Raw genomic sequence first — 19328 nt, 5'->3', positions numbered from 1 at the left:
GTTAGCTTTTATTAATATGCTAACCGTTTTTTACTATTTGAGTAGTTTATAAAATTCTTTAAGTGCTAATTGATTATATTCTTGTGCGTTAAACACTTCATATTGAGATGGTTGTTTTTGAATACACTGTTCTAATGCGACGGTGATATCATCAACATCATGACTCACAAGAGTACCATATTTACCATTACCGAGTACATAGCGGTTTGCTATAATATCTGACGCGATAATATTAACTTTTAAAGTTAATGCTTCAAGTAATACCATTGATTGTCCTTCATAATGAGACGTTAAGCAGAAGACGTCTGCTTGTTTCATGATATAGTATGGATTCTTCCTTTGACCTAATAAAAAGACATGTTTTTCTAATTTCAACCTTTTTATTTGTTGTTCTAATTGAACACGGATAGGACCTTCCCCCATAATATATAACTTTGTATGCGGATGACTGACATGTACTTTACTAAATGCATCAATAAGTAAGTCGAAGCCTTTTTCAGGTGATAATCGTCCTGCAGTTACAATTTTGAAATCGTCTTCCTTAAATGGTACTGAACTTATATCTCCATTATTGATGCGTACGAGTACGGATTGGTGTTGTTTTTCAAATTTTTCAGAGTCATCTAATTTTAATTGATTGATTTTATTCAAATTAATCGTATTTCTGGAAGTGACAAATTTCTTATTCAATGATTTATCATTCATCTTCTGTTTATTTTGATCTTTAGAAGCATCGGATACACATACTAATTGATCAAATTGACTATACAGCGAGAGTACACCTTTTAAATTTTGATAATGTATTTTAACACCGTTAACTTTTCTTTTCATATCTGCTTTAATATCACTATGTAAATAAATCAATTTACGTTTTACTTTTGTTGCTAAAATTAAATTAGCCCAAAACATAGAATACCCACTAAAATCAATCGCATAGTCGAATTGGCTATGATCTAATACTTTTCGCATTTCTCTTTCGTATACTTTCTTCGGATATATCAAATGCTCTAACGTACTTTTTAATCCTCTCTGTCTTACGAAATCGATCCTATACGTTTCTTTCAATGATGCTGCTAATGGAGGTACTCTCAAAATAATTCTAACGTTCTTATTAATACTATTTAAGTTATTTAAAACTTCAAGATTTTTACTTTTATTAGTAAACAATGTAATGTCATATGTTTCATAATCGACATTTTCTAATAAATTAATGATAGACGTTGTAATACCATTATTTTTCATACCACCAGGATAAATTAACACTCTTTTCTTAGCACAGATCTTACGTTTAGGACGCTTACGTTTACCCTCAAATAGTATGTTAATAAGTGTTTCAGTAACAGTTCCATCATCTAGATAGGTATATTGATTTTTAAAATATTGATATTTTTTCTTCACTGAATCTTCATCATATACTTTTTGCTTAATCGCTGTAATCACATCTTCAATATGATGAGCGACAGGACCAGGTAGGTCACGATTAGCAATATACATACCTCGTGATGATTGATATTCATCCAAATCTGGAGTATAGAAGACAATCGGTTTATTGGTTACTAAATAGTCAAAGAAGATACTTGAATAATCTGTAATCATTAAATCAACGATCGCTAATATTTCATTGGTATCAAAATAATCAGGAATTAAATAAGGTTTTAAACGTTTTATTTTAAGCGCGTCTTTATATAAATAAGGATGTACTTTGACTAATACTTGATAATCTAGATGATGTTTAAGTTTTTCAACTTCTTCAACGATATGATTTAAACTTGCCTCTGGTGCATTGACATCCTCGCCTCTCCAAGTTGGACAATACAATAAAATACTTTGTTCTTTACTAATATGAAGATAATGATTCAACTCGCTAATCATGTCTTTTCGATTTGAATTTAAAGTTAAATCGATTCTAGGATATCCAATTTCCAAAAATTCTCCACCATAAATATTTTCAAGTCTAAAGGCTCGTTTAAAAATCGTCGTCGTATGGTGATTAGGACTAATTAAGTAATCGCTGCTTAAAAAGTTTTTAATAATATTTTGAGAACCATATAGACTATTTTCAATGTCTAATCCCATATATTTTAAAGGTGTCCCATGCCATGTATTGATATAGATTTGCTTTGGCTTTTTAATGAAATAGGATGGAAAAGTAGAATTATTAATTAAATACTTACTCTCCGTTAATGCTTTCAAATATTCTCTTGATTCTTTAATAACAAACTCTACATTTTTATAGTGCTTAAATCTTGCTTTATAAAATAGCAATGTTTCGTTATGATCTACTACCCATATGTGTTTATATTTACGATAACGAGGTTGCTGAATTAAACTTTTAAATATTGCATATGGACTATCTGTGATACTTTTTCCATCTCTCACTTGATATAATATCTGATATTCCTTAACATTATTCTTTTTATAATATTTAGCGTAAGTCATTACTTTACTTGTATAAGCAGATTTATTTTTTCTTCGTATTGGCGTAAATAAAAAATTCGATTTACGTCTTAATTGATTTGTAAGACATGTCTTAAGTGTCATATTCATTATCCTTTCTAAGTTGCTTTTATTTCTCTTAAGTTGTTTCATTAAAATGAATTGAACGATTTCAATGATGCACATATAGTAATACACATATTCAGCACTCTACAATTATATCATTTAATTATATTATATAATAAATATTTAATTTCAATACACATTGTTATTTTATATAAAAAATCAACCTTTAAGTATACGTGTTCCTACTTAAAGGTTGGTTACTATATTATTCAAAGTGATTAGGCATATTTATTGTTTCATTTTGGTCAATCGTTCTTATCACTTTTGCTGGCACTCCAGCAGCTAAACTATTCGGTGGAATATCGTTTGTTACAACACTACCTGCTGCAATAACTGAGCCATCACCAATTGAAACGCCTGGCGTAACTGTCACACTCGCACCAAACCAAATATTACTTCCTATATGAATAGGTTTTGCCAATTCCCATCCTTTATTACGATCTTGATAATTAAGTGGATGATGTGCTGTATATAGTCCACATGATGGTCCTATAAAGACGTTATCGCCAATCGTAATGCCACCACCATCCATTAAATAACTATTGCTATTGATAAACACGTTTTCTCCAACTTTTATATTCCAACCATAATCTGTGTCAAATGGACTGCTGATTGAAAGTTGTTTCGCTTCATAACCAAGTAATTCTTTTAAAATCGCTTGTCGTTTTTCTCTATCACTAGGTCGCGTATGATTATATTCAAAGCATAAGTCTTTAGCACGCTGTCTGTCCATTCCTAATTCCTTATCAAAATTAGCATCATACCATTCGTGTGCTAACATTTTTTCTTTTTCAGTCATTATCTTTTCCTCTTTTCTTTTTATAAATATAAAAAGTATTCTCCCTACGCTATACGTAGACAGAATACTTTATTATCTTCATAAGTACTACATACTAAGACGTAATATAGTCACCGCCATTAACATGGATAATTTGACCTGTAATATAAGAACTATCTGCATAACTTGCTAAGAATACATAAGCTGGCGCAAGTTCAGCAGGTTGACCACGTCGACCCATTGGTGTATCTCCACCTTGATTTTCTACCTTATCTTCATCAAATGTTGATGGAATTAATGGAGTATAAATTGGACCTGGCGCTACACCATTAACACGAATTCCTTTTTCCATCAATGATGTTGCAATAGAACGTGTGAACGACACAATAGCACCTTTCGTTGCTGAGTAATCAATAAGATGACCAGAACCACGATAAGCCGTTACACTTGTTGTATTAACAATTGCATCACCTTTACTTAAATGAGGTACTGCAGCTTGTGTTAAGAAAAACATCCCAAAAATATTTGTTTTAAATGTTTCATTGAAATGTTCTGGTTTAATATCTAAAAAGTCTTCATTAGGAAATTGCACGCCGCCATTATTTACTAATATATTGAGACCACCAAAATCGTTAACAACATTTTCAATAAGTTCTTTTGATTGATCAGCATCTTTTAAATCATGAGAATATGCTTTTGCTTTAACGCCGATTTCTTTTAAACGATTGACAGTATCTTCAGCATCTTCATGTTCATTATAATAACCAATAGCTACATCAGCGCCTTCTTTGGCATATAAAATCGCTACTGAACGACCAATACCGGAGTCACCACCAGTAATTAATGCGACTTTTCCTTTTAGTTTACCGCCTGCTTTGTATTCTTCCATTTCAGCAATAGGTCTAGGATCCATGTCTTTTTCAGAACCTGGTTGTTTTTCTTGTGTATAACCTTTAATTTTTTTATGAAAATCTAATAAGTCCATACATCTTCACTCCTTCTTTATTTACTTAACCGTTCCCATTTCTTTAATTTTTAAAACAAAATGATTACACTTACTACTTTTGAATGATATAAAGTCCATACTACAGATGCATGAAATTTTAACATAGAATCTTTATAATATAATTAATCTAAAAATGACTCATATAGAGATAAAAAAGGAGTGTTACAATATGAAAGGCATTCTAAAGGGTATCATTACTATTCTTATCATTTTAGGGCTTGTAAAAACAGTTCAAGATCATGATTTAATGAATGAAGCTAACCAATACTATAATGAAGCTAAAAGTGGTGAACTTATACAATCTATCACTCACCCAAATTTCAATAATTTTAAAGATTTAGATTTAAGTCATTTTAAACCATCTGATTTCTTTTAATATTCATAGCTATCATGAATAAAAGAACAATGTACTCATTTTATTTAGAGTAACGTTGTTCTTTTTTTATTAAGCAAGGTCATTGACTAATATACCCTAAGGGGGTATATTGAAGATGGTAGGAGGACAAAAATATGACTCAAAATCATCAAATTACCTTGAATATCATTGGTATGACATGTGCCGCTTGTTCTAATCGTATTGAAAAACGATTGAATAAAATAGATGGCGTTCATGCTCAAGTGAATCTGGCAACTGAAAAAGCAACCATTGATTATCCTAATGATCAATATGAAGTAAGCGATTTTATTGAAACGATCCAAAAATTAGGATATGACGTTGAAACAGATAAAAGTGAACTAGACGTTATAGGTATGACGTGTGCCGCTTGTTCTAATCGTATTGAAAAAGTATTAAATAAAACAACAGGCGTTAAGCAAGCAACAGTCAATCTAACCACAGAACAAGCAACGATCGATTATTATCCAGGTCAAACTGATGTTGATACGCTCATTGGACGAATACAACATCTCGGCTATGATGCTAAACCTAAACAATCAAAAAAAGAACAAGCTTCTCGTAAAGTTCAAGAATTAAAAAGAAAACGTAATAAACTCATTATTTCAGCAATATTAGCTTTTCCATTACTTTTAACTATGCTTGTTCATTTATTTAATATACCGTTACCTGAAATATTTATGAACCCTTGGTTTCAATTTATCTTAGCCACTCCCATTCAATTTATTATAGGATGGCAATTTTATGTTGGCGCATACAAGAATTTACGTAATGGTGGTGCCAATATGGATGTTCTTGTAGCACTTGGTACTAGTGCAGCTTATTTCTATAGTATTTACGAAATGAGTAAATGGTTATTAGATTCAAACACACAGCCCCACCTTTATTTTGAAACCAGTGCTGTTTTAATCACTTTAATTTTATTTGGCAAGTATTTAGAAGCACGTGCAAAATCACAAACAACACATGCTTTAAATCAATTATTAAATTTACAAGCCAAAGAAGCACGTCTTATTAAAGATGATGGAACAGAAACAATGGTTCCGCTTCAAAATGTTCAAGTTGGAGACACATTACTTGTTAAACCAGGAGAAAAAATCCCAGTAGATGCGAAAGTCATTAAAGGGACAACAACAGTAGATGAATCTATGCTAACTGGAGAATCCATGCCTATAGATAAAACCGTTGATAATGAAGTGATTGGTGCAACACTAAATAAAAATGGTGTCATTACCGTTCAAGCAACAAAAGTAGGTCAAGATACTGCTTTATCTAATATTATTAAAGTAGTTGAAGAAGCGCAAAGTTCAAAGGCACCTATTCAACGTTTAGCAGATATAATTTCTGGCTATTTCGTACCTATTGTTATTGGTATTGCCGTACTCACTTTTATCATATGGATTATCTTCGTTCATCCTGGTCAATTTGAAGATGCACTCGTTGCCATGATCTCTGTATTAGTCATTGCTTGTCCATGCGCATTAGGACTTGCAACGCCAACTTCTATAATGGTTGGTACAGGACGTGCAGCAGAAGAAGGTATCTTGTTTAAAGGTGGCGAATATGTAGAACGTACTCATCAAATTGATACAGTTGTATTTGATAAAACGGGTACATTGACACATGGTACACCAGAAGTGACTTACTTTAAAGGTGATGATACTTTATTACAATATGTAGCTTCTGCTGAAAATAATTCTGAACATCCCTTGGCAACCGCGATTGTTAAGTACGCTAAAACAAAACAGCTTACTTTAACAAATATAGAGCACTATGAAACATTACCAGGTCATGGTATTAAAGCTACAATCAATAATAAGACATTATTCATAGGCAACCGATCATTAATGTCAAATCATCATATTGATACAGCATCTTTATTAGATGAAATTACCCAAATTGAACAAAAAGGACAAACTGTCATGTTGATTGCATATGATCAGATATTACGTGGTTATATCGCTGTAGCAGACACTGTTAAATCTGAAGCCAAAGTTGCAGTTCAAGAACTAAAAGACATGGATTTACGTACGGTAATGATTACAGGTGATAACCACTCTACAGCTCAAGCTATTGCAAATGAAGTTGGTATTGATCATGTTATCGCCAACGTTCTTCCGGAAGATAAAGCTAAACATGTTGCTCATTTTCAAGATAAAGGTGAAAACGTTGCGATGGTTGGCGATGGTATTAATGATGCACCTGCTTTAGTTCAAGCAGATATTGGTATTGCCATGGGAACAGGTACTGAAGTCGCAATTGAAGCAGCTGATATTACTATCTTAGGTGGAGACATTGCCTTAGTACCTAAAGCTATTCACGCAAGTCATAAAACGATTCGAAATATTAAACAGAATCTTTTTTGGGCGTTCGGTTATAATGCTGCTGGTATTCCTATTGCTGCTATGGGCTTACTCGCTCCATGGATTGCTGGTGCAGCGATGGCATTAAGTTCTGTAAGCGTTGTAACTAATGCATTACGTCTAAAACGAATGAAATTATAAATGAATTTTAAACTTTATACTTTCATAAAAATTTAAAAAGCGTAAAATATGGGTATAGTCATTATGAAGTACTCGGAGGTGACAATCAATGATTAATAAAGTCATTAAAGTAGATGGTATGAGTTGTGAACATTGTAAAAATACAATCGAATCAGCATTAGCTAAAATTAATGGTGTCAGAACTGCTGAAGTAGACCTTGATAAAAACGAAGTTCGTGTAGATTATAATGATGAACTTGTTTCAACAAAAGACTTACATGACGCTATTGAAGATCAAGGCTATGATATTAAAGAATAATAAAAAAGTTGGAGGTAATACTCCAACTTTTTTTATTTTAATTTACCCTTAGTTTAGTCGTACCACTAGTTAAAACATCCATAGTTGCATCAAGTGCATCTACTATGAGATTTTTGACAGCTGCTTCTGTATAGAAAGCAATATGTGGTGTTAAAATAATATCTTCTCTTTTGATAAGTTGCTTTAACAGTACATCATCTATCTCTTTTCCACGATAATCACCTGGGAATAATCCTCTTTCATATTCATATGTATCTAATGCAGCCCCTTTAATTCGACCACTATCTATAACAGAAAGTAAAGCTTGTGTATCTACAATTGATCCCCTTGCCGCATTCACAAATACGGCACCTTTTTTAAAATTTGAAAAAACAACGTCATTAAACAAATGATGATTATATTTCGTAGCTGGAATATGCACGGTAACAATATCAGCTTCTTTAATTGCTTCTTCTAATGTATCTTTATAATCAACGAATTTTGCTAAAGCGTTATTTGGAAATGGATCATAAGCAACAACCTTGCTGTTATAACCTTTTCCAAAAATTTCTGCCACAATCGAACCTATGCGTCCAGTACCAATTACTGCCACAGTTAAGTCTCGGATAGATTGTGATAATATAGAAGGTTCCCAACGAAAGTCATAATTATGCACTTTATGTTGAATACGTTTTTGATACCTTACAATATTGATGGCTTGTGTAACAGCAAATTCAGCAATTGAACTTGGAGAATACGAGGGTACATTTGAGATAATTATGTCGTACTTAGTAGCTAAATCTAAGTCATACGTATCAAATCCTGCACTACGTTGTGCAATTTGCTTAATTCCATATTGTTTCAATTTCGCAAAAATCTCTTCTGTAATTGGATGTTGTTGAGATAACGATAGACCATCAAATCCTTTTACAGTATCAACTGTTGTCTCTGTTAACATTTCTTTGGTTAAATCAACATCAACATTGTTTTGTTTCGCCCACTCGTTAATATATGGTATATCTTCATCTCTTACACTCATAATTTTAATTTTGGTCATATATTGATCCTCTTCCTTCATAATTTTTTAACTATGCTTTGCTTTATACATATCAGCTAGGTCAATTAACCTACTAGCTGCTTCTTCTAACCATTTATCATCTAATGCAAGTGAGATACGCACGTAATGTTTTCCATTTTCACCAAATGGTATACCTGGAGCAACTAAAATAGATTTCTCTTTTAATAAATATTGTTCAAAGGTTTCACTATCATAACCTGGAGGTGTACGTAACCATGAATAGATACCGCCTTTAGAATGCACAAATGGTAGATGGGCTTCACTTAATTTTGCTTCAAACTTATCTCGACGCCGTTTAAATGTTTCATTCTGTTCTTCTAAAAATTCATCATAATGATTAAGTGCATACGTCGCTGCATCTTGTAACGCACCAAACATTCCAGCATTTGTATGCGTTTGATATTTCTTTAATGCTTGAATCATGTCTTTATTTCCTACTGCAAAACCCACTCGGAAACCTGACATATTATATCCTTTTGAAAGTGAGAAAATTTCAATAGCGACATCTTTACCGTGTTCTGAAGCAAGTATGCTTGGATTTTTAGCATCAAAGCCAAAAGCACTATAAGCAAAGTCGTGCACAATTTTTGTATTTGTACCTTTGAATCGTTCAATTGCTTCATCAAATACTTCTTTTGTAGCCGTTGATCCTGTTGGATTATTGGGATATGTTAAATAAACAAGCGTTGTGTTGTCTAGTACTCTCTTATCTACATTATCCCAATTTGGCAAATAATCTGGAGGATCTAAATTTAATGGAACCGGATTGGCATCTGCGAGCATCACTCCTGCTAAATAATCTGTATATCCAGGATCCGGAAGTAGCACATTTTCTCCAGGATTAACAACACATGTAGGTAAAGCTACTAGTCCATTTTTTGTACCATATAAAATACATACTTCATCTTCTTTATCTAATGTCACATTGTACTGACGTTGGTAAAAATTAACAATGGCCTCTTTAAATGATTCTTTACCATGAAAGGCACCATATTTTTGATTTTCAGGAATCCGAATCGCTTCAGAAAAATGCTCAATAATACCTTCTGGTGTTTCACCATCGGGAATGCCTACTGCCATATTAATAAGTGGTAAAGGGCCATGTTCTACTTTACGTCCCATCGTTTTTCCAAAATAGCTATCAGGAATGGCTGCTAATCTTTTTGAAATAACCATGTTATTCCTCCTTAAATAAAAAGCTATATACCACTTTTGTGTGGCATATAGCTTCATGAGATATATGTCACTTATCTTTGAGGTTATTTATTATCCTCTTGGAGTTAGCACAGTACTTTATATTTATGAAGCCTGTTGCTGAAGTTTCATTGGGCCAAATCCCTTCACTTCTCTCGATAAGTTCTTACGTATTAAGTCTTATTTTAACATTACACTGATAATTGTCAATTTTCAGATTTATTTATTCTATTTCATATTTTTTATATCTTCTAACATAGCCTCTGCTGTTATTTTAGCACTTGTTAATACAATGGGTACGTCTCCGTCTGGATATATGCTTGCTTTACGCCTGAAAAATATAAATCTATATAATTACAGGACAGATAATAATTATTTTGTGTCTCAGTAAATTCACTAATAAAGTATTTAATATATCATTTATTTTAATATAGGCAGACGTTCTCACAAAAATAATAACTGACAGTATAGAAAACCAATGAACTAGTTCAATACATCACATTACGATAGTCATCTTATAAATAAACATCTTCTTTAGTTAAATTTTTTTATCCATTCATCGTTTAGAATATACATGACATTATTTAATAAAAAAGAAGTGGGATAGAATTCACTTTGAATTCGTCGTCCCACTTCAGCAAAAAAGACTAAAGTTGAAAAAGCTTAAACAAGCACATTTTCAATTCAGTCATCAATTGTCAATATATTAAAAATACCTGAGACATTTAATAATGTCCCAGGCTTTATTTCAATAACTCGATATCCTATCCAGTTATCTACTTAAATCTTACCACCAACCGTTAGCATTACGGAAAGCAATTGCTGCATCCCATGAACCGTAACGTGATTTAGCATAGTTAGCCATACCTTGAGTTTGTGATGCTACTGAACCAGTACCCCATGATTGATTAGTTTGGCCTAAACCATGGTATTGACCATTAGAAGCATTTGGGTTACCGCTTGATTCTGGCATTACGATAGCGTTCCAAGCAGCTTCAGTACCACCGTTAGCTAAGAATTGAGCTTTAACTGATCCACCAGTTGAAGCAGTTGAGTATGAAGTTGTTTTTGGTGCTGAGTATGAAGTTGTACGAGCACTGTAGTTATTGTAGCTAGAAGTTCTTTGTACTGGAGCTGAAACAGCTTTTACATTTGAAGTGCTAGCTTGATTATTTGAACTTACTGATTGAGTTGAAGCTTGATTATAAGACTCAGTGTAGTCAGTAGTTGATTGAGCTGTGTCAGCACCACCAGTGTAAGTATAGTTCCAAGACCAAGTGTTACCATTTGAAGTAAAGTTATATTTGAAACCGTCTTTTACGAATGAAATGTCATATGCACCAGCTTGTACTGGGTGAGCATTTAATTCAGATGGGTTATTTTGAGCTAAGTCAGCTAAATGAGAATAGTTAGTTGTTTGTTCTGATGCATGTGCACTGTGATCGTTTGTTAAAGCATATCCTGTTAAACCTAAAGTTACTGCTAATGACGAAGCGATTACTGTCTTTTTCATAATAAATAATTCCTCCAAAATTGAAATATATATTTTCGTTATGTTTCGTTCTTTGTTTAAGATTAATTTCTGTTTTGATTTGTTGTTTAACTTTTGACAATAGCTACTATAACACAAAATTCATAGAATAGTATTACGCTTTTTTTACAAAAAATTACAATTAATCCATCATTTTGTAATATTGAAATATATTAAATACTTCTTGTAATATATAAAATCTATCAATATGGAGTTTATTTTTATTATAAATTAACGTTTTACAATACTTTCTTACAAAAATTACAATACTTTAACATCATTAGTAATATTACAAATTAATGTTTTGTTACATTACTGTAATATTTTTAAAATGTAATTGGCTATTTAAATTCTTTACTTTTGATAAAAAAACAAGAGCTTGTACGTATTCAGTTTCCTTATTATTTTTAATAATCCTTTACTCCCCAAAGTACCTTTTCACAATTACGAATAATATATTTTAGTATCTCAATACGAGAGGTTTTTTTATGATCAGCAGGGACAACAAGCCATGGCGCATAGGATGTATTTGTTTTCTCAACCATATCGTGACTTGATTCCACGTATAAATCCCATTTTTCTCTATTTCTCCAGTCTTCATCTGTAATTTTCCATTGTTTATTAACATTTTCTTGACGATCTTTAAAACGTTTTAATTGTTCTTCTTTATCTAATGTAAGGAAGAACTTTAAAATAATCGCTCCTTCATCTGTCCACATTTTCTCAAATGCGTTTATTTCATCATATGCACGTTGCCATTCATCGACAGTAGCAAAACCTTCGACACGCTCTACCAATACACGACCATACCAACTTCTATCGAATAATTCGATGTGCCCAGTTCTTGGCATTTCTTTCGCAAATCTCCATAAATAATGATGTTTTAATTCAACATCTGTAGGGGCACTAATGCCATTCACTCGATAACCCGTTGGATCTAATTTTTCTCTAATTCGTTTAATATTTCCGCCTTTACCAGCTGCATCCATACCTTCAAATACTAAAATAAGTGGAATCTTTCTATCATATAAAGCGAATTGAATTTCTCTCATACGATTTTGCAATTCCTCAATGAGCTGTTTATATTCATCTTTTTTTACTTTATCCACCTTTCTATCAAAAAGGTATGTTTTAAAATTAGAATGAAATTTACCGTCTCGCTGTTCTTCTTTTTGCTCATGCTTCTCAATCGCTGTTTCAAGACGTTTGATAATATGTTCATACATTGTTTCAATCGCTTTTTCTCTTTCGGTATAATCAATGATTTCCCATGCTTTATCATTTTTTATAAATTGACGCATGTCTTTAAGATAAATATCTGTTGAAAGTACATTACTATATTCTTGAACTTTCCAACGCGTCAATGGATTATCTTTGGTTTGTTGAATATGTTCTTGACGTTTTTCTTCATTAATTTCTATGAAAAACTTAATGATTTCATAGTGATCTCGTTTAAGCATATTTTCAAAAGAAGAAATTTGTTGTTTGAGTACATCATAGTTTTTATATTTGTCGTGTTTAATTTTATTTTCTCTATAATCTAGATAATGAGAATACCAGCTTCTAAAATAAATATTTATATCACCTTTTTTAGGTAAGGTATTCCAATATTTTTGTAAAAATTGATATCTTAAATCATCCTGTTTAGGTGACTGTGTCGCAATAAATTGTGTATACTTTGCATCTAAATTTAATAATAACTCATTAGATAAGCGCGTCTTCCCAGATGCAGGTACACCTTCAAATAATATCATCACTGGAATGCCTAGTTCATGTGTACGTCGTGTTAATTCTGCTGTTTTTAATGCTAAAGCTTCAATTTTTTTCGCCATTAACCCTTCATCCTTTTAATCTTTTTTCTATTTTATTGTAACATTATTGGCGTTTATCGTTTAAATTTAAAAATGCCTGAGACAATTCATCATGTCCCAGGCTAATGCGTTTATCCCATAAATTTGTAAATATCATTTGTAAATAATTTTAAGACTCTGCGTAAAATAACATCTAGTATAAATGCTGTTACTAAAGGTACAACAAAAAATCCAATAATAATTAGTATGATACTCATAACAGCTGAATCGACGTGTAAAAATTTAAATGCACTAATCGGCCCAATCATACCAATAAATCCAAACCCAGCAGACTCTTTTGTTCCAGCAATACCGATAAGACTACCAACTACACCAGAAACCGCTGCGGTAATCAAAATAGGTAGCATAATAATTGGATATTTCACCATATTTGGCATCATCATTTTCACGCCACCAAAGAAAATAGAAATTGGTACTGCAACACGATTTACTTGACTTGTGCCAATAAGTAAAACCGCTTCAGTAGCTGAAATACCAATTGAAGCTGAACCAGCTGCCAAACCTGTAATACCAATGGCAATAGCAATAGCTACTGTTGATAATGGGGAAATAATAATAAAACTAAATACCATTGAGATTAACATACACATCAATACGGGTTGTAATTCAGTGAAACTATTAATCATATTACCAATCGCAATATTTATAGTATGTACATATGGTAGGATGAGCACACCAATTGTAGCTGAGATACCTCCAACAATTGTTGGATAAACAATTAATGCCATACTTCCTACACGTTTTTCAATAAGTAGAATAAATAAAACTGCAATTGCAGCAGTAATCATCGTATTGATTAGATCACCAATACCTGCAATAATCCAAGCCCCATTCTTAAATTGAGCAGCACCACTTCCTACATAAGCTGCACTTGATACGACTGCAATCGCAAGAGGAGTCATATTAAATTTAATCGCAATTAACGCACCTACTAATGCTGGTACAGTAAATTGTAATGCTTGAACAACATGTAGTAATGTTGCAAAAATAGGATGGTGATGCATAAGAGCTTTAAAGATTTCACCTAAAATGGCATTCGGTACTAAACCTACCACAATCCCAATAGCCACTCCGGAAAGTACTCTAAAAATAAAATCTCCAACGCTTATTTTTCTAAGTTCTGTTGTCATTCTTATACCTCCTATAATATTTTGTTGTTGTATTAAGTAATGATAAAAAATACTATAACACATTTTCTAAATTTTCAGAATATTTATTTTATCATTTTCTTAAATTTTTCTAGTTTTATGGATATTTTAAGAATTTTGACCAACAATATATATGTAATTTAAAAAGAAAAAACAAATTTCTTCTATTATAATAGTTTAAAATAGAAAGAGTAATCATACTCTTTGACAACCTTCTTTGTTCGTTTAATAATTTAAAGTAATCACATTTTAAAATGAAAGGGGTGTCTTTGTGCCAAGCAATAAAATGGATCCAAGAGTCATACGTACAAAACAATTACTCGTAGAAGCATTTCTAAATGTGTCACAAGAAAAAGAAATGACCCAAATTACAGTAAAAAATATTACTGACCGTGCTACTGTTAATCGGGCTACATTTTACGCACACTTTAATGATAAATATGAAATATTAGATTATTCATTATCAATGACTGTTCTTAAAGATATTAAAGAAACGTTGTCTATTTCAGAAACGCTCAATGATCAGATTATCTCTAAATTATTTGTCTCGATAGCATATTATTTGGAAAATGTACAAAATGCTTGCAAACTCAATCGTGAGACATTTTGTAACCATGCTCATAAATGCATTAACAACGAGTTGGAAGCTATGTTCACTCTTATGTTACAACAAAAATATCCCGAGCACGATTCTAGTATTATTGAAAATAGCGCAAGCTTTTTAGCCGCTGGTTTATGCGGACTGGCAAGACATTGGTTAGATACAAGCAAACTAAGTGCTGAGCAATTTATTGATCAAAACTTACCGTTTTTACTTCACCATATTACAAATCTATAATTCTATAAATAACACTTACAGTCTTAATGATTGTAAGTGTTATTTTATAGAAAAGCATGCGACTTGCATAAAATGATTATTTACGTTATATTATAAACAACACTTGTTGTTTAGATGATGAGTGTTGTTTAGATAACGTTTAGTTAGGAGGGATGATATGTCCAAGATAGAAAATCATGAGGGTTTTAAACGTACCTTTAAAAATCATAAATTAACATTAGGTCTATCCATACCATTTGATAGTAAAAATAAAGAGCATATTGATTTTAATGAACAAGTGAAGTTTGCACAACAAGCTGAACGATTAGGATTTACAAGTTTATTCGTGAGAGATAATCCACTTTATAGTCCTCATTTAGGACCCGTAACTGAAAATTACGACCCATTTGTTTTCCTAACGTATTTAAGTGCGTTTACCTCAAAAATTGCACTTGGGACTAGCAGTATTGTGGCAACGTTACGACATCCCATTCACCTAGCTAAATCAGCAGCCTCACTTGATCTTATTTCCAATCAACGTTTATTACTCGGTATGGCTACCGGTGATCGCGCTTTCGAATTCCCTGCATTTAAAGTAGATGAAAGTGCATTAACAGAACGTTATCAAACAACCATTCAATCATTAAGAGCGCTTTGGCAATCACATTCACCCAACATTTCAAATTCGATTTTTGAATTATATGAGGATTCTGGGTTACAAGTATTGCCTAAACATCATACGATTCCGATGTTTGGTACAGGCTACTCAAGACAATCCATGTCCTGGTTACAACAGCATATGGATGGCTGGTTATTTTACGCCCAACCTTTTCAAGATCAAAAGAAATTAGTTGAAGCTTGGCACAGTGGCACTGACCGCTTCAAACCATTTATGAATATTTTAATGATTGATTTATCCCGAAATCCAAACGAAACCGTTAAACCAATCAAAGGTGGTTTCCGTACTGGACGTAAAAATTTACTACAAATATTAAAAGCTTATGAATCCATTAATACAAATCATATTATCTTAAGATTTACAAATGATGATCGTGATATCGAAGCACTTATAGAAGAAGTTGGAACGTATATTGTACCCCACTTCCCAGCTCATACAAATTAGGAGGAATAAATAATGAGAGAATTACTAGATAGAATTAATCAATTAGCAAATAAAGAAAAAGTGGAAAGTTTGAGTGTTGAAGAAAAACAAGAACAACATCAATTAAGACAAGAATATTTAGGAATGATTAGAGGCCAAGTCCTTCATACATTCTCAACTATGAAAGTTGTCGATCCACTTGGTCAAGACGTTACACCAGATAAAGTATATGACTTAAGAGAAGAATACGGCAACATTCAAGAAAATTAAAAGCATATTATCAAGACTTAGGCTGTCCTTAAAGTTCCAACTTTGAGGGCAGATTTTTTATGTCCACCTGGGTCTGCAAATGTTGCACCGTAATAACCTTGAGAAGTCTTAGGTTCATCAATCACCTTACCACCTAACGCTTTCACTTTATGCAATAATGTATCCACTTCATCGTTCGTTTTAACATCTAATGATATGATGACTTCATTAAAGACGAAAGAAAATACTTCGGATTAAGACGACTTAACCCGAAGTATTTTATTAGGCCAATATGTGATCCATTGAACGATTCACACTACTTGCATACATACCACCAAATTTAACTAAATGCACCATGAATAAATATAATCTATAGAACTCTAAGCGTTTTTCTGCTCCTTTTCCTAAAGGATAATGCTTTTCATATTCATTATAAAACTCTTGTGTAAATCCACCGAAGACAGTAGTGATACCTAGGTCAAATTCTCTATCTCCATATAACGGCGCTGGATCAAATAAAGCGGGACGCCCATCTTTTAAAAACATATAATTACCGCCCCATAAATCACCGTGTAAAAGAGACGGTTTGCTATTATGATTTTCTAATTCATTAATCATAACAGAACGTACTTGTTCGTATACTTTATTATCTTCTTCATTCCATAAATTTTTACGTAATAGTTCATCTCTTAAATGATCCATACGACGTTCTACAAAAATTTCACTCCAAGACTCTGACCATGTATTATCAAATGAGACATCAGCACCTTCATAAGGTAACTCGAATCCAAACTTACCTTCTGACTGTTGATGACTATGCATTTTGGCTACAAGTTGTCCTAATTCTTTTTGACTTCCTTTACCGCCTTCTTCTAAATAACTGAGTAATAGATACGCATCGCCATTAATTTCGCCATTTTCAATCACTCTTGGTGCTGTAATATCTGCTTTTTCAAATGCTTCTAGTCCAGCCATTTCGGCAGCGTAGAAAGAGGGTTTACGATTTCTTTGAACTAATAAAAAATATATATCATCGTTTGTTGTAATTTTAAATGCTTCATTTACATCTCCACCGCTTACTGGTGAAATATCTTGAATATCCTCTAAAGGTAATTGATTTTTCCAATATGATTTCATTAATTATCCTCCTTAGTCCAATTCTTTATCTACTATTCTATTACCTAAATGGATGAGCTTTAACCTTTGTCATTCCAAAATGATTTAAAGTTAGGCAATTTTTCAAACACTTTCAAATTTGACTATTCATTTTTAAGCGAACGTGCTAGTCTATTAAAGGAATGTTTTTTCAATGATATTAAATGAGGATCGTAAGCCTCAAATACAATGAAATGGAGCATTATTATGTACAAATTAATTAAACCTCTTTTATTCAAAATCGAACCTGAAAAGGCACATGGATTAACAGTAGATGCCTTAAAATTCACTCAGAAAAACGCTTTTTTACTACCTTTTGTAAATAAATTATTTACATATGAACACCCCTCTCTTTCACAAAACATTAAAGGGATAACATTTAAAAATCCAGTTGGTTTAGCTGCTGGTTTTGATAAATCATGTGAAGTGCCTAAAGCACTTGAAAATGCTGGTTTCGGTGCTCTTGAACTTGGTGGCATTACACCTAAACCACAAGATGGCAATCCTAAACCGCGTATGTATCGCTTACTTGAAGATGATGCCTTAATCAATCGTATGGGCTTTAATAATATGGGGATGAATAAAGCTTTATGGAATTTAAGACGCCATGCTTACACTATTCCTGTAGGTTTAAATGTGGGCGTTAATAAAACGACACCTTACGAAGAGCGTTATCAAGATTATATTAAAGTCATCGATGCGTTTAAAGCAGATGTATCATTTTTCACTGTGAATATTAGCTCACCTAATACTGAAAACTTACAAAGTTTCCATGATAAAGATGAATTTTCAATGTTATGTCATGCTTTAATAGATTATAAAGCACAACACGAAGTAAATGTCCCAATCTTTTTAAAGCTAACTTCAGATTTAGAACTTGAAGGTTTTAAAACTATTTTACCTCAAATTACAGAAACCTTTGATGGTATGATTTTAGCCAATACCACACGTCAACGTGATGGTTTATCTTCTCCAAATAAAATAGAAGACGGAGGATTAAGTGGTCGACCTTTATTTAAACGTAATTTAGAACTTGTAAAATGGGCTTATCAACAAACGAATGGCGAATTTTTAATCATTGGTACAGGTGGTATTTTTAGTGCACAAGATACTATTCAAATGATGCGAAATGGTGCGTCACTTGTACAAATCTACTCATCCCTCGTGATAGAAGGCCCTGGTTTAACTAAAAAGATTAATCGAGATATTGCTAAATATTTAAAAGCAAACCATTATAGTCATATTAGTGAGATTATTGGACTAGATGCTAGACGTTAAAATATTTCACTAAACAATAAAGTGTACTATACTAATATTACACGTAGCACGTACTATCGGAGGGTATGTTGATGACTATAGAAGATAAACAAACAAAGTCACAAACTAAAGATAAGAATAACATTGAAGATGCCAAATCTTCTCAAGAATACGATAATAGTATCGGTTACAATGGTGAAAAGAAAACAGCTTTGGATCTTGAAATTGAACGTGAACTATTAGAAATGATGGAAAATAAAGATCCTGAACCTGAAAAAGAGAAGAAAGGTATAAAAATTGCTGGACTACTATCTGCCCTTGTTATTGCTATTTTAGCTATTGTGCGTTTTATCCATCGTACGTTATAACTAAAAGCGAAGGAGTAAGAAAGAATGTTTAACTCAT

The 19328-nt window shown here is 32.4% G+C and carries 18 protein-coding genes, 1 pseudogene and 1 riboswitch; of the genes and pseudogenes, 8 read left to right on the top strand and 11 right to left on the bottom strand.

Annotated features, from left to right (window positions below):
* Positions 1 to 33: 33 nt before the first annotated feature.
* The 3 genes from HMPREF3131_RS00835 to HMPREF3131_RS00825 all read right to left on the bottom strand — a co-directional run bounded on the left by HMPREF3131_RS00835 (position 34) and on the right by HMPREF3131_RS00825 (position 4325).
* A complete protein-coding gene (locus HMPREF3131_RS00835; protein ID WP_070436342.1) occupies positions 34 to 2541 on the bottom strand; it encodes a glycosyltransferase in 2508 nt (835 codons plus the stop codon).
* Positions 2542 to 2767: 226 nt separating this feature from the next.
* Complete coding sequence (locus tag HMPREF3131_RS00830; RefSeq protein ID WP_070436341.1) at positions 2768 to 3361, bottom strand: sugar O-acetyltransferase; 594 nt, start codon at positions 3359 to 3361, stop codon at positions 2768 to 2770.
* Between the two features lie 94 nt (positions 3362 to 3455).
* Complete coding sequence (locus tag HMPREF3131_RS00825; RefSeq protein ID WP_019835151.1) at positions 3456 to 4325, bottom strand: SDR family oxidoreductase; 870 nt, start codon at positions 4323 to 4325, stop codon at positions 3456 to 3458.
* A gap of 190 nt (positions 4326 to 4515) precedes the next feature.
* Here HMPREF3131_RS00825 and HMPREF3131_RS00820 point away from each other — a divergent pair, with 190 nt between their 5' ends.
* The 3 genes from HMPREF3131_RS00820 (at position 4516) to copZ (ending at position 7542) form a co-directional block, all read left to right on the top strand.
* Complete coding sequence (locus HMPREF3131_RS00820; RefSeq protein WP_017175086.1) at positions 4516 to 4722, top strand: hypothetical protein; 207 nt, start codon at positions 4516 to 4518, stop codon at positions 4720 to 4722.
* A gap of 134 nt (positions 4723 to 4856) precedes the next feature.
* Positions 4857 to 7244 (top strand): heavy metal translocating P-type ATPase, encoded by a 2388-nt coding sequence (locus HMPREF3131_RS00815; protein WP_017175087.1) that lies wholly within the window; start codon positions 4857 to 4859, stop codon positions 7242 to 7244.
* Between the two features lie 88 nt (positions 7245 to 7332).
* Positions 7333 to 7542: a copper chaperone CopZ gene (copZ, locus tag HMPREF3131_RS00810; RefSeq protein ID WP_070436340.1), complete on the top strand. Its 210-nt coding sequence runs from the start codon at positions 7333 to 7335 to the stop codon at positions 7540 to 7542.
* Between the two features lie 37 nt (positions 7543 to 7579).
* Here the strand turns inward: copZ and HMPREF3131_RS00805 are convergent, their stop codons facing one another.
* The 6 genes and pseudogenes from HMPREF3131_RS00805 to HMPREF3131_RS00785 all read right to left on the bottom strand — a co-directional run bounded on the left by HMPREF3131_RS00805 (position 7580) and on the right by HMPREF3131_RS00785 (position 14325).
* On the bottom strand, positions 7580 to 8578 hold the full coding sequence (locus HMPREF3131_RS00805; protein ID WP_019835153.1) for a D-lactate dehydrogenase: 999 nt from the start codon (positions 8576 to 8578) through the stop codon (positions 7580 to 7582).
* A 27-nt stretch (positions 8579 to 8605) separates the two neighbouring features.
* Positions 8606 to 9775, bottom strand: coding sequence for an aminotransferase class I/II-fold pyridoxal phosphate-dependent enzyme (locus tag HMPREF3131_RS00800; protein WP_017175090.1), 1170 nt, complete (start codon positions 9773 to 9775; stop codon positions 8606 to 8608).
* Positions 9776 to 9843: 68 nt separating this feature from the next.
* Positions 9844 to 9958: riboswitch (SAM riboswitch) on the bottom strand.
* Between the two features lie 63 nt (positions 9959 to 10021).
* A pseudogene (locus tag HMPREF3131_RS11610) lies at positions 10022 to 10182 on the bottom strand (dehydrosqualene desaturase); the annotation flags it as partial.
* A 398-nt stretch (positions 10183 to 10580) separates the two neighbouring features.
* Positions 10581 to 11306 carry an aggregation-promoting factor C-terminal-like domain-containing protein gene (locus tag HMPREF3131_RS00795; protein WP_017175091.1) on the bottom strand — a complete coding sequence of 242 codons (726 nt, stop codon included), beginning with the start codon at positions 11304 to 11306 and terminating at the stop codon, positions 10581 to 10583.
* Positions 11307 to 11731: 425 nt separating this feature from the next.
* A complete protein-coding gene (locus tag HMPREF3131_RS00790) occupies positions 11732 to 13156 on the bottom strand; it encodes a phosphate--AMP phosphotransferase (protein WP_049416426.1) in 1425 nt (474 codons plus the stop codon).
* A gap of 110 nt (positions 13157 to 13266) precedes the next feature.
* On the bottom strand, positions 13267 to 14325 hold the full coding sequence (locus HMPREF3131_RS00785; RefSeq protein ID WP_049434794.1) for a PTS sugar transporter subunit IIC: 1059 nt from the start codon (positions 14323 to 14325) through the stop codon (positions 13267 to 13269).
* A gap of 289 nt (positions 14326 to 14614) precedes the next feature.
* Between HMPREF3131_RS00785 and HMPREF3131_RS00780 the strand changes: the two genes are divergently transcribed.
* The 3 genes from HMPREF3131_RS00780 (at position 14615) to HMPREF3131_RS00770 (ending at position 16532) form a co-directional block, all read left to right on the top strand.
* Positions 14615 to 15181 carry a TetR/AcrR family transcriptional regulator gene (locus HMPREF3131_RS00780; RefSeq protein ID WP_070436339.1) on the top strand — a complete coding sequence of 189 codons (567 nt, stop codon included), beginning with the start codon at positions 14615 to 14617 and terminating at the stop codon, positions 15179 to 15181.
* Positions 15182 to 15338: 157 nt separating this feature from the next.
* Positions 15339 to 16283: an LLM class oxidoreductase gene (locus tag HMPREF3131_RS00775; RefSeq protein ID WP_061544250.1), complete on the top strand. Its 945-nt coding sequence runs from the start codon at positions 15339 to 15341 to the stop codon at positions 16281 to 16283.
* 12 nt (positions 16284 to 16295) lie between these two features.
* The gene (locus HMPREF3131_RS00770; protein ID WP_061544251.1) at positions 16296 to 16532 is read left to right on the top strand and encodes a DUF896 domain-containing protein; all 237 of its coding nucleotides are present in this window, start codon (positions 16296 to 16298) and stop codon (positions 16530 to 16532) included.
* A 17-nt stretch (positions 16533 to 16549) separates the two neighbouring features.
* Here the strand turns inward: HMPREF3131_RS00770 and HMPREF3131_RS00765 are convergent, their stop codons facing one another.
* Complete coding sequence (locus HMPREF3131_RS00765) at positions 16550 to 16687, bottom strand: glyoxalase (protein WP_083277823.1); 138 nt, start codon at positions 16685 to 16687, stop codon at positions 16550 to 16552.
* Positions 16688 to 16793: 106 nt separating this feature from the next.
* Positions 16794 to 17648: a fructosamine kinase family protein gene (locus HMPREF3131_RS00760; protein ID WP_049419637.1), complete on the bottom strand. Its 855-nt coding sequence runs from the start codon at positions 17646 to 17648 to the stop codon at positions 16794 to 16796.
* Between the two features lie 225 nt (positions 17649 to 17873).
* Here HMPREF3131_RS00760 and HMPREF3131_RS00755 point away from each other — a divergent pair, with 225 nt between their 5' ends.
* Together HMPREF3131_RS00755 and HMPREF3131_RS00750 are read left to right on the top strand one after the other, a co-directional pair.
* The gene (locus HMPREF3131_RS00755) at positions 17874 to 18944 is read left to right on the top strand and encodes a quinone-dependent dihydroorotate dehydrogenase (protein ID WP_070436338.1); all 1071 of its coding nucleotides are present in this window, start codon (positions 17874 to 17876) and stop codon (positions 18942 to 18944) included.
* A gap of 71 nt (positions 18945 to 19015) precedes the next feature.
* Positions 19016 to 19291 carry a hypothetical protein gene (locus tag HMPREF3131_RS00750; protein WP_017175100.1) on the top strand — a complete coding sequence of 92 codons (276 nt, stop codon included), beginning with the start codon at positions 19016 to 19018 and terminating at the stop codon, positions 19289 to 19291.
* Positions 19292 to 19328 lie beyond the last annotated feature (37 nt).

It is taken from the genome of Staphylococcus sp. HMSC14C01, from assembly GCF_001808085.1.
GTDB classification, from domain to species: domain Bacteria; phylum Bacillota; class Bacilli; order Staphylococcales; family Staphylococcaceae; genus Staphylococcus; species Staphylococcus hominis.
Note: the sequence above shows the minus strand (reverse complement) of the source record. Positions and strands in the feature narration are given on the sequence as shown.

Coding starts and splice junctions, on each gene's coding strand:
- HMPREF3131_RS00770 (WP_061544251.1), top strand. CDS start 16,296: ATGAGAGAATTACTAGATAGAATTAATCAATTAGCAAATAAAGAAAAA.
- HMPREF3131_RS00825 (WP_019835151.1), bottom strand. CDS start 4,325: ATGGACTTATTAGATTTTCATAAAAAAATTAAAGGTTATACACAAGAA.
- HMPREF3131_RS00760 (WP_049419637.1), bottom strand. CDS start 17,648: ATGAAATCATATTGGAAAAATCAATTACCTTTAGAGGATATTCAAGAT.
- HMPREF3131_RS00785 (WP_049434794.1), bottom strand. CDS start 14,325: ATGACAACAGAACTTAGAAAAATAAGCGTTGGAGATTTTATTTTTAGA.
- HMPREF3131_RS00755 (WP_070436338.1), top strand. CDS start 17,874: ATGTACAAATTAATTAAACCTCTTTTATTCAAAATCGAACCTGAAAAG.
- HMPREF3131_RS00815 (WP_017175087.1), top strand. CDS start 4,857: ATGACTCAAAATCATCAAATTACCTTGAATATCATTGGTATGACATGT.
- HMPREF3131_RS00805 (WP_019835153.1), bottom strand. CDS start 8,578: ATGACCAAAATTAAAATTATGAGTGTAAGAGATGAAGATATACCATAT.
- HMPREF3131_RS00775 (WP_061544250.1), top strand. CDS start 15,339: ATGTCCAAGATAGAAAATCATGAGGGTTTTAAACGTACCTTTAAAAAT.
- HMPREF3131_RS00750 (WP_017175100.1), top strand. CDS start 19,016: ATGACTATAGAAGATAAACAAACAAAGTCACAAACTAAAGATAAGAAT.
- HMPREF3131_RS00820 (WP_017175086.1), top strand. CDS start 4,516: ATGAAAGGCATTCTAAAGGGTATCATTACTATTCTTATCATTTTAGGG.
- HMPREF3131_RS00800 (WP_017175090.1), bottom strand. CDS start 9,775: ATGGTTATTTCAAAAAGATTAGCAGCCATTCCTGATAGCTATTTTGGA.
- HMPREF3131_RS00790 (WP_049416426.1), bottom strand. CDS start 13,156: ATGGCGAAAAAAATTGAAGCTTTAGCATTAAAAACAGCAGAATTAACA.
- HMPREF3131_RS00835 (WP_070436342.1), bottom strand. CDS start 2,541: ATGACACTTAAGACATGTCTTACAAATCAATTAAGACGTAAATCGAAT.
- HMPREF3131_RS00830 (WP_070436341.1), bottom strand. CDS start 3,361: ATGACTGAAAAAGAAAAAATGTTAGCACACGAATGGTATGATGCTAAT.
- HMPREF3131_RS00795 (WP_017175091.1), bottom strand. CDS start 11,306: ATGAAAAAGACAGTAATCGCTTCGTCATTAGCAGTAACTTTAGGTTTA.
- copZ (WP_070436340.1), top strand. CDS start 7,333: ATGATTAATAAAGTCATTAAAGTAGATGGTATGAGTTGTGAACATTGT.